This is a genomic window from Clostridium sp. HV4-5-A1G (assembly GCF_900184915.1).
GTDB classification, from domain to species: domain Bacteria; phylum Bacillota; class Clostridia; order Clostridiales; family Clostridiaceae; genus Clostridium_B; species Clostridium_B aromativorans.
This window is the reverse complement of record NZ_FXYI02000277.1, coordinates 1-2917: the sequence shown is the minus strand read 5'-3', so window position 1 is coordinate 2917 and position 2917 is coordinate 1. Positions and strand designations below refer to the sequence as shown.

Here is a 2917-nt window from a genome sequence, read left to right as displayed (position 1 = left end):
GTAATAAATAAAAAAATCAATATTTGTATTGAATATATAAATATTTCATGATATACTGTCTTTATAAAAGAGAAGGTGATTATTTGGCGTATAAAGTAATTGAAAAATGTCCGGTGTGTGGAGCAAAACTTTTGATTTCAAAACTTCATTGTCCAAAATGTGGCACTGTAATCGAAAATGATTTTGAAATGTCTAAATTTGAATATCTTACGAAAGATCAACTCAGATTCATAGAAATATTTTTAAAGAACAGAGGAAATATAAAAGATGTTGAAAAGGAGCTTGGTATATCCTATCCCACAGTGAGATCAAAATTGGATGAGGTGATAGAGGCCCTGGGATACAATGTGTCTCAGAATTCTAAGATTGACAAGAAAAAAATAGTAGATATGCTGGATAGAGGAGAAATAACTGCGGATCAAGCTATAAAGATGATGAACGAATAAATACGATATGAAAGGAAGGATTAGAAGGTGAATGAAGAAATAGCAAAAATATTGAAGATGGTAGAAGAAGGCAAGCTTACAGCAGATGAGGCACAGGAGCTTATAGAATCCTTGAAAGATAAAAATGCACAGCTTGTTGAAAGTACAGCGGCAAATTCCAATGAAGACATCATGGAAAAAATGTTGAGGATAAAAGTGAATTCTCATGAAGGGGACAATGTGAATGTGAAACTTCCAGTAAAATTTATAAAGATAATGCTAAAAACTGTTGGCAAGATTCCCATAAGTGACAGTGTTGAGGGAATGGAGAATATAGATCTGAATCTTATTTCAGAAGCCATAGACAATGGGCTTTCAGGAAAAATAGTGGATGTAAAAAGTGCAGATGGAGACATAGTAGAGGTAAGCATAGAATAGGAAGTGCAGCTCATGAGAGTTTATATAAGAACCGGGAACAAGAGGCTTGTAATTCCCTTACCGTTGATACTTGTCAAATTCGGACTGTCATTATTCAACAAGCCTTTTATAAAAAAATATGTTCCTGAAAAAGAAAGAAAATATGTGGATGTAATTGATTTTGGACAGCTTTCAAAATGTATTGGAGTTTTAAAAGATTACAGAGGGTTGAAAATTGTTGAAGTGAAGTCAAAAGACGGTACTGAAGTTGTGATAACACTGTAAATTGAATTGGGAGAGGTAAGTATGAAATATAATAGAAATTTACTATCGTATATGCTTGGAAGATTTATATCTTATACAGGTACTGGAATACAGCAGATAGCATTACCCCTTTATATTTTGGATGTGACCCATTCAGGAATAATGATGGGATTCTTTTCAGCAATAAATTTGATTCCTAATATTGTAGCTCTGCCCTTTGCAGGGATTTTAGGTGACAGAAAAAACAGAAAGAATGTAATGATGGTATCGGACTATGCTAGGGGTTGTTTTGTAATATTTTTAGGATATTTTGCCATGAGGGGCAGCTTGAATTTAGCTTTTTTGTTTACAGTACAGATATTTATTTCGATTATGGACAGTATTTTCAATGCTTCCTCAACGGCAATTCTCCCAGAGCTTGTGGAGGAAGATAAACTCATGAATGGAATAGCTGCCAGGGGAGGTATTGATGCGGTTTCCATGATCATAGGGCCAGCTCTTGGAGGAATTATATATGGGATTTTTGGAATAAAAGTGATATTTTATTTGAATGGATTATCATTTATTATATCTGGAATAAGTTGTACTCTTATAAATTATGAAAATAAAGACAGGAAATCCAAAGCACTTACCTTTAAATCATTTTTTACAGAAAACAGCGAAGTACTTTATTTTATAAAGAAAAACAAAGCACTGCTTCAATTATTCTCACTTGCCATGGTGACAAATTTCCTGGTGGCACCTTTATTGGACATAGTACTTCCCTATGTTATGAAGAAGGAAATAGGATTTACTTCACAGCAGTACGGTTATCTTATTTCATTCTTCACATTTGGAATACTGATAGGTAATATACTGATAGCCACATACCTTGTGAAATTCAGCAGAAAATTTATAATGAAGAACTCACTTGTACTTCAGACTATGATTTTATTTATGTTTCCAGTAGCTGTATTTCCCATTACTGTAAATTATCTAGGAGGGCATAGCCTGAAATTATTTATGCTTTTGACATGTATAATGTTCCTGGGAGGATTTTTCAATTCAGGATTGAACACACCTTTGAATACAAATCTTCAGGAAATTGTGCCAAATAAAATGCGTTCCAGATTTTTTTCAATACTTGGAGTATTTGGACAAGGTGCTATACCTCTGGGTTCCGTGATATATGGAGTTCTTCTTGACAAATTTCCCTACTATTATATACTGATTGTAGTAATGTCTGTGGTATTTGCAGTTACATTGGTATTTATGAAAAGAGCAGTACCGGAAGTTTACGAGCCTTAAAACCAGATATAACTAAATGATTTAAATGTCATTTCACAAAGATTAAAGTGGCTTATTAAAATCTTTACTATTCCTCTTCCTGCTCTTCTAAAAGCAAATCACAAAATTTTGAAACAAGTCTTATATTTTTATTATTACATTTGTTGAGTTTTTTAGCTATTTCATCTTTTAAATATTCATTAGAAGTATATATTGAATCTAATAGTATAAAATCAGGAGTTACTCCGAGAGAATTACAAATTTTTAGTAAAGTGTCAATGCTTGGTATAGAACGATCCCTTTCAATATTACTTATGTAATTATTTGAAAGACCAGTCATTTCAGCTAGCTGTTCCTGGGTAATTTTTTTCTTCTTTCTTGTTAATTTAATACGATTTCCCATTTTTTTATAATCTATTTTCATCTGCATCACCTATTCTGACTTTAGCTATTTTTAATAAAACATATAACAAATTACAAGTGTAAAATACACTTGTAATTGTATTAAAAAGTGTGTATACTATAAAATATAATACATTTTTATG

General features: G+C 32.0%; 5 protein-coding genes. 4 read left to right on the top strand and 1 reads right to left on the bottom strand.

Annotation, left to right across the window (positions count from 1 at the left end):
- Nucleotides 1-83 precede the first annotated feature (83 nt).
- From J5G60_RS17670 to J5G60_RS17655, 4 genes are read left to right on the top strand one after another with little or no spacing between them, the layout of a single operon-like run.
- A complete protein-coding gene (locus tag J5G60_RS17670) occupies nucleotides 84-446 on the top strand; it encodes a DUF2089 domain-containing protein (protein ID WP_150358827.1) in 363 nt (120 codons plus the stop codon).
- A 27-nt stretch (nucleotides 447-473) separates the two neighbouring features.
- Complete coding sequence (locus tag J5G60_RS17665) at nucleotides 474-863, top strand: SHOCT-like domain-containing protein (RefSeq protein WP_150358826.1); 390 nt, start codon at nucleotides 474-476, stop codon at nucleotides 861-863.
- Nucleotides 864-875: 12 nt separating this feature from the next.
- Entirely contained in the window at nucleotides 876-1127 is a 252-nt protein-coding gene (locus J5G60_RS17660) for a hypothetical protein (protein ID WP_150358825.1), read from the top strand.
- A gap of 21 nt (nucleotides 1128-1148) precedes the next feature.
- Nucleotides 1149-2393 carry an MFS transporter gene (locus J5G60_RS17655; protein ID WP_150358824.1) on the top strand — a complete coding sequence of 415 codons (1245 nt, stop codon included), beginning with the start codon at nucleotides 1149-1151 and terminating at the stop codon, nucleotides 2391-2393.
- A 67-nt stretch (nucleotides 2394-2460) separates the two neighbouring features.
- Here the strand turns inward: J5G60_RS17655 and J5G60_RS17650 are convergent, their stop codons facing one another.
- Nucleotides 2461-2796: a helix-turn-helix domain-containing protein gene (locus J5G60_RS17650; protein ID WP_150358823.1), complete on the bottom strand. Its 336-nt coding sequence runs from the start codon at nucleotides 2794-2796 to the stop codon at nucleotides 2461-2463.
- Nucleotides 2797-2917 lie beyond the last annotated feature (121 nt).

Excerpts from the sequence above, each read along its gene's own strand:
- J5G60_RS17655 (WP_150358824.1), top strand. The coding sequence starts at position 1,149 with ATGAAATATAATAGAAATTTACTATCGTATATGCTTGGAAGATTTATA.
- J5G60_RS17650 (WP_150358823.1), bottom strand. The coding sequence starts at position 2,796 with ATGAAAATAGATTATAAAAAAATGGGAAATCGTATTAAATTAACAAGA.
- J5G60_RS17660 (WP_150358825.1), top strand. The coding sequence starts at position 876 with ATGAGAGTTTATATAAGAACCGGGAACAAGAGGCTTGTAATTCCCTTA.